This is a genomic window from Hydrogenophaga sp. GW456-12-10-14-TSB4, assembly GCF_059424305.1.
In genome coordinates this window covers 46347-52675 of sequence record NZ_JBWKZH010000043.1, presented here as the reverse complement: position 1 = coordinate 52675, position 6329 = coordinate 46347, and the positions used below count along the sequence as shown (strand labels likewise).

The window sequence follows — 6329 nt, the reverse complement described above, 5'->3', positions numbered from 1 at the left end:
GCGCCGGCCCGGCCACCTTGGTCGCCAGCACCACCCTTGGCACGCCAGCGCTTGTTCGCAGGACAGTGGCGGTGCCCGCAGGCGCAGGCCCTATTCGCGGTGGCCACAGAGGCTGAGTGCAGGGATGGTGTTGACGAGGTGATATGGGCCTGCCTGGGCAGGCGCCCGCGAGAGGCCGGAGGCCTGCGGGCACCGCCACTGGCCTGACGCGAGGTTCCCGCCGGAAACGCCCCAAAAATCAAGGGAACCGCCGCACCAACTCCACCCCGACGTACAGCGACCGACCAGCCCCAGGCTCGAAGAACCGGTTGTTCCCCTCGTTGACGATCACCGACCCCGCATAAGCCCGGTCGGCCACGTTGTCGACGCGCACGAACTCGCGCCAGGTCCAGTCGCCCCGCTGCTGCTCGAACCGCACCCCCAGGTTGAACACCGTGCTCGCGGACGTGAAATCCGTGTTGCGGTCGTTCACCGCCATGCGCCCGGTGTGCAAGGCCTCCAGCGTGAACACACTGTTGGCCCAGCCCGGCTCCCACGCCACCTGCAGGTAGGCCTGCTGCTTCGCCAGCCCCGGCAGGCGGTTGCCCGCCGCCACCGGCACGTTCGGCGCCGCACATGGCGTGGCCACACAGGTCAGGAAACCGTCGCGGTACCGCGCATCCATCCAGGTGTAGGCCGGCGTCACCGTGACCTGCCCCCACTGCATCACACCCGCGAGCTCCAAACCATGGCGGCGCGTGCGCCCCGCGTTCTGGAACGTGGACCGCCCGCCCGTGTTCGACAGCACCACGATCTCGTCCTTCGTGCGCGTCTCGAACAGCGTGGCGCTCCAGGTGCCCCAGGACTGGCGCCCCCGCAAGCCCGTCTCCGCGCTCAGGCTGCGCGAGGCGTTCAGCGACGGGTTGAGCCCGGTCAGGCCCGAGGCGCGGTACGCCACCTCATTGAGCGTGGGCGTCTCGAAACCCCGCCCCACGCTCGCAAACGCCTGCAACTGCGGCGTGATCTCGCGGCGCACGCCCAGCACCGGGCTCCAGCCGTCGAACGCCACCGCCCCGCTGTCGTCCGGGTTGCCCGCCACGATGTAGCGGTCGGCCGAGTTGAAACGCACCCGCGAATGCCGCAGCCCGGCCATGAGGGTGGTGGCCGGCGTGCGCCACTCGGCCTGGACATACGGGTCCAGCGTGCTGGCGCGGTTGGTCTCGTCGCGGCGCAGCCGGCCCTGCACCCCCAGCGCGGGGCCGATGAAGTTCTCGTACCCCAAACGGTCCTCGGTCTGCCGGTCGCCCGCCAGACCTGCCGCCACGGTGAGCCGGCCGCTGTCGTAGCTGCGGTCCAGCCGCCAGCGCGCGTTCCAGCCCCAGTAGTCGCGGTCCAGATCGATCACGCCGCCCGCGCTGCCGGCCGGCGTCTGCGCACCGGTGGGAATGGCCTGGAACTGCCGCACCGCGCGCTGACCGCCGTAGCCCATGAGTTCGATGCGGTGGCCCTGCCCCAGCGCCTGCTCCCAGGCCAGCCCCGCCTGCGTCTGCGACACGCTCTTGCGCGTGCGAAACTGCGTGGCCGCCGCGGTGGTCTGGCCGGGGTCGGCGTCGAACTCGGCGCGCGTGAGGCCCAGCGGGTCCAGCGCCTGGCTGCTCTGGCGGTTGAGCACGAGCACCGTGCGCCCGCCCTCGTGGGCGCGGCTGAGCTTGAGGTTGCCGCTGCTGCGCGAGGCGGCCGATTGCGGGCGCTCGCCGTCGGTGGCGAACTTGCCCGCGTCCAGCGTGTACGACCAGCCCGGCTGTTCGGCGCTGCCGGTCTGCCCGCTGAGCTGGGTGGAGAAGCGCCACAGGCCGTTGGCGCCGGCCGCCACACCGGTGCGCCACTCGGTGGGGCGCTGGCCGTCCAGCGTGTAGAGCGCGATCACGCCGCCGGCCGAGGCGCCGTACAGCGCCGAGAACGGACCGCGGATGACTTCGATGCGGTCGGCGCTGCCGATCGGGAAGTTGGCCGCCTGGCCCTGCCCGTCGGGCGCGCTGGCCGGGATGCCGTCCACATACAGGCGCACGCCGCGCACCCCGAACGGTGCGCGTGCGCCATAGCCGCGCAGGGAAATCTGCAGGTCCTGCGCGTAGTTCTGCCGGTTGCGCACCACCAGGCCGGGCACGCGGCCCAGGCCCTCGGACAGGTTGATCTGCAATTGGCCCGCGCGCAGTTCCTCGCCGTCCACCACCTCGACCGAACCTGCCGCGAGCCAACGCTCCTGCCAGATCCTGCTGCCGGTGATCACCACCGGCGCGAGCGCGCCAGCGGTGTCACGGTCCGACTGGGCCAGCGCGGGCGGCGCCAGCAAGCTGGCAACCGCCCCGAGAAGAAGGCCGCTAGTTTTTCGGCCGAATGGCATCGGCCGTGCCTTGAATGAACGCCTTGATTTTCTGGACATCGTCTTGGCTGAGTTTCCCGGTGAAGTCCGGCATGCCGCGCGCCATGGCGGGGCCGGCGAACACGAACTTGTCGAGATTCTCGATGAAGGCCGAATCCATGTAGCCCAGATTGGGGATGTTGCCGCCTCGGTCCACACCGGGCACGCCATGGCAGAACACGCAGTTGCTCACGTACAGCGCGGTGCCGGCCGGCACGTGGGCCGGGTCGTACTTCACGCCGGCCACGAGCTTGCCGAGCTGGTAGTTCACGAAGGCCGGCGGTTGCGCCTTGCCGCCCACGGCGAAGGTGTAGACCGTGCCCGGGCCCTGGCGGTCGGTGGCGCGCTGCGCCAGGCCGTAGACACCGCCCCAGCCGACCGCGATCGACACGTACTGCTTGCCGTCCACCATGTAGGTCGAGGGCGCGGCGATCACGCCGGTGCCGGTGGGCGTTTCCCACAGCTTCTCGCCGCTGGTCGCGTTGTAGGCGATGAAGCGGCCGTCAGCCGTGCCCTGGAACACCAGGTTGCCGGCGGTGGTGAGCGTGCCACCGTTCCACGGCGAAATCTGCTCCTGCGTCCAGCGCGCCTTCTGCTGCACCGGGTCCCAGGCCACGAGGCGACCGAAGGGCTTGCTCGTCGGCGGTTCCACGTTGGCGAAGGTGGCCAGGTTCCAGCCCATGTTGGCGTGCGGCTCGCCGGGCCGGTCGGCGTTGAACTTCCAGTCCTTGTTGTCCATCAGCGTGAGCGGCACGCTCTGCACCGGCATGTAGACCAGGCCGGTGGCCGGGTTGTACGACATGGAGTGCCAGTTGCGCGCGCCGAAGGCGCTGGGGATGATCTCGCGCGGCCGGTCGGCGGTGCGCGCGGCCGGGGTTTCGATCGGGCGGCCGTTCTTGTCGTAGCCGGTGGCCCAGTTCACGTCGACGAAGTTCTTGGCCGAGATGAACTTGCCGTTGGTGCGGTCGATCACGAAGAAGAAGCCGTTCTTGGGCGCGTGCAGGATCACCTTGCGCGGCTTGTTGTCGAGCTTGATGTCGGCCAGGATCATCGGCTGCGTGGAGGTGAAGTCCCAGTTGTCGCCCGGGGTTTCCTGGTAGTGCCAGACGTACTTGCCGGTGTCGGGGTTGAGCGCGACGATGGACGCCAGGTAGAGGTTGTCGCCACCGGCCGGGCTGCGCTTGCTGCGCGCCCAGGGCGAGCCGTTGCCGGTGCCGATGTACATCAGGTTGAGCTCGGGGTCGAAGGTCATGGTGTCCCAGGCCGTGCCGCCGCCGCCGGCTTCCCACCACTTGCCGGCCGGGTCCCAGGTCTTGGCGGCCTTGGCCATGGACTCGTCCTCGAACGGTTTGCTCGGGTCGCCCGGCACCGTGAACCAGCGCCACTTCTGGTCGCCGGTCTTGGCGTCGTAGGCGGTGATGTAGCCGCGCACGCCGTACTCCGCGCCGCCGTTGCCGATGATCACCTTGCCTTTGAAGACGCGCGGCGCGCCGGTGATGGTGTAGCTGAACTTGCGGTCGATGATGGTGTCCTTGGACCACACCTGCTCACCGGTGGCCGCGTCGATCGCGATCAGCCGGCCGTCGTAGGCGGCCACGAAGACCTTGCCCTCGTGCAGCGCCACGCCCCGGTTGACCACGTCGCAGCAGCCCTTGTAGCCCGCTTCGCGCGAGACCTTGGGGTCGAAGGTCCACAGGCGCTTGCCGGTGCGCACGTCCACCGCATGCACCACGCTCCAGGACGCGGTGACGTACATGATGCCGTCGACCACCAGCGGCGTGGACTCCACCCCGCGCGAGGACTCGAGGTTGTACGACCAGACCAGGCCCAGGTCCTTCACGTTGGCGGTGCTGATCTGGTTGAGCTTGGAGTGGCGCGTCTCGGCGTAGTCCAGGCCGTAGCTGGGCCAGTCCGGCGTCTTGCCGGCGTTGGCTTTCATGAAGGTGGCGTTGACCTTGCCCACGGCCGCGCGGATGTGCTCCTGCGAGCCTTTGATGGGCGCCGGCAGCTGCGCGAACGCGGCACCGCCGAGCGTGAGCGCGGCGAGCAGGCAGGCGGCTGCGCGGCACCTGACTGAAACAAGTGGTGTCGGTTTCATCGTGTCTCCTTGTGCTGCCTGCGGCGCGCAGGCCTGTTTGTGGGGCTGCCGGGCCGGACCGTGCTCGGCCCAGCGTTGCCATCTTCTGCCTCTCCGGGAGCCGATTCATCTTCGGGATTTCCCTGAAGCCGATGTGTTCCGGCGTGGAACATCCGACCGACGGCAGGCAGGGCTTACCCGCATGCCGCCGCGAACCGATGGACGGGATACTGGAAAAGGAGACGCCCCGCAGGACCAGAACATGCCCCACCCCGTGAACGGGCAGGCGAACACGCCGCGCCAGCTCTTTTTCCAGACCACCGAACAGCGCACCGCGCTGGCGCGCCAGCGCTTCTTCGACGAGGGCACCCGCCCGTCCGGCCTGGTGGGCGAGGCGGTCATCCAGTCCTGGTTGCGCTGCACCTCGGCGCACCAGTTGCCCACCGATCTCGTGAGCTTCGAGCAGGTCACGCGCAGCCGGGCCCACGCCAGCCTGAACCGCAACCGGCAACTGCTGCAGGCCGGCAACCTCGAACTCAACCACATGGAAGCCGCGCTGGCTGGCACCGACTGCCGCGTGCTGCTGACCGACGCGCAGGGTGTGATCATCCACGCCACGCAACTGCCCGCCGCCCGCGAGCATCCCCTGCTCAAGACCGCCTCGCGCGTGGGGGTGAACCTCACCGAAGGCCAGGTCGGCACCAACGCGCCCGGCATCGTGGTGCGCACCGGCGAAGCCTGCACCGTCACCGGCGCCGAGCATTTCTTCCAGTGCCTGCAGACCCTGCATTGCGCGGCCGCGCCGATCCGCGACATCCACGGCCAGCTCGCCGGCGTGCTGGACGTGTCGATCGAGGCCGGGCGCTTCCACTTCGACGCCGCGTCGGTGGTGGGCATGTACGCCACCACCATCGAAAACCGCCTGCTGCAGCTGCAATCGGTCGAACACCTGGTGCTGCACTTCCAGGCCAGCCCCACGATGCTGGGCACGCCGATGGAGGCCCTCGCGGGCATCGACGCCGGCGGGCGCGTGCTCTGGCTCAACGGCGCGGGCCGCCGCCTCACCGGTTGCCGCATGGATCAGCGGCACACGGTGGACGAAGTGTTCGGCGTGGCGCTGGAGCGGTTGCTGGCGCTCTCACGCCAGCACCAGGCACAGACCCTGCGCCTGCCCAACGGCCTGGGCGTGTGGATGACGGGCGCGCTCACCACCGGCGACGGCGCCGACTTCAAGCACGCGGTGGCCGTGTCGCAACCCGCGCCCGAAGCCGTCGAAGCGGTGGCACCACCGGCCGTCGAAACGCCGGCCCCTGCCGAGGCCGTTCACGAAGGCACACCGCAGGCCACCCTGCTGGACCACAAGCAGCGCCTGATCGAAAGCACGCTGGCCGCGTGCGGCGGCAACATCGCCAAGGCCGCACGTGCGCTCGGCGTCTCGCGCGGCATGCTGTACCGGCGATTGCAAAAGGCGCCAGCGCAGGACGCGGGTTAGGGCGCTGACCAGACGGCCAGTTCGTGCCCGTCCGGGTCCAGAAAGTGGAAACGGCGCCCGCCGGGAAATCCAAACACCGGCCTGGAGATCCGGCCACCCGCCGCCTCGATGCGCTGCTGCGCGTCGGCCAGGTCGTCCGCATACAGGATGACCAGGGCACCACCGGGACGGACGGGCTCGCCCGTGGCGAAGCCGCCGGTCATGCGGCCGTCGTTGAACTCGCAGTAGCCCGGCCCGTAGTCGGTGAAGCTCCAGCCGAACGCCGCCCCGTAGAAGGCCTTGGAACGCCCGATGTCGCTCACGTTGAACTCGATGTAGTCGATGCGCCGATCGCGGCCTGGCTGGTCCATGGGGTCTCT

The 6329-nt window shown here is 69.6% G+C and carries 4 protein-coding genes; 1 reads left to right on the top strand and 3 read right to left on the bottom strand.

Features of this window, described 5'->3' with window-relative positions:
* Positions 1-238: 238 nt before the first annotated feature.
* Together AC07ZS_RS19815 and AC07ZS_RS19810 are read right to left on the bottom strand one after the other, a co-directional pair.
* Positions 239-2383: a TonB-dependent receptor family protein gene (locus AC07ZS_RS19815; protein ID WP_494800245.1), complete on the bottom strand. Its 2145-nt coding sequence runs from the start codon at positions 2381-2383 to the stop codon at positions 239-241.
* Positions 2361-4499, bottom strand: coding sequence for a PQQ-dependent dehydrogenase, methanol/ethanol family (locus tag AC07ZS_RS19810; RefSeq protein WP_494800244.1), 2139 nt, complete (start codon positions 4497-4499; stop codon positions 2361-2363). The genes AC07ZS_RS19815 and AC07ZS_RS19810 overlap by 23 nt, the downstream gene beginning before the upstream one ends.
* Before the next feature lie 241 nt (positions 4500-4740).
* Between AC07ZS_RS19810 and AC07ZS_RS19805 the strand changes: the two genes are divergently transcribed.
* Positions 4741-5970: a helix-turn-helix domain-containing protein gene (locus AC07ZS_RS19805; RefSeq protein WP_494800243.1), complete on the top strand. Its 1230-nt coding sequence runs from the start codon at positions 4741-4743 to the stop codon at positions 5968-5970.
* On the opposite strand, the gene AC07ZS_RS19800 is transcribed toward AC07ZS_RS19805, so the two are convergent.
* Entirely contained in the window at positions 5967-6320 is a 354-nt protein-coding gene (locus tag AC07ZS_RS19800; RefSeq protein ID WP_494800242.1) for a VOC family protein, read from the bottom strand. The genes AC07ZS_RS19805 and AC07ZS_RS19800 overlap by 4 nt on opposite strands.
* Positions 6321-6329: the final 9 nt, after the last annotated feature.

Excerpts from the sequence above, each read along its gene's own strand:
- AC07ZS_RS19815 (WP_494800245.1), bottom strand. The coding sequence starts at position 2,383 with ATGCCATTCGGCCGAAAAACTAGCGGCCTTCTTCTCGGGGCGGTTGCC.
- AC07ZS_RS19810 (WP_494800244.1), bottom strand. The coding sequence starts at position 4,499 with ATGAAACCGACACCACTTGTTTCAGTCAGGTGCCGCGCAGCCGCCTGC.
- AC07ZS_RS19805 (WP_494800243.1), top strand. The coding sequence starts at position 4,741 with ATGCCCCACCCCGTGAACGGGCAGGCGAACACGCCGCGCCAGCTCTTT.
- AC07ZS_RS19800 (WP_494800242.1), bottom strand. The coding sequence starts at position 6,320 with ATGGACCAGCCAGGCCGCGATCGGCGCATCGACTACATCGAGTTCAAC.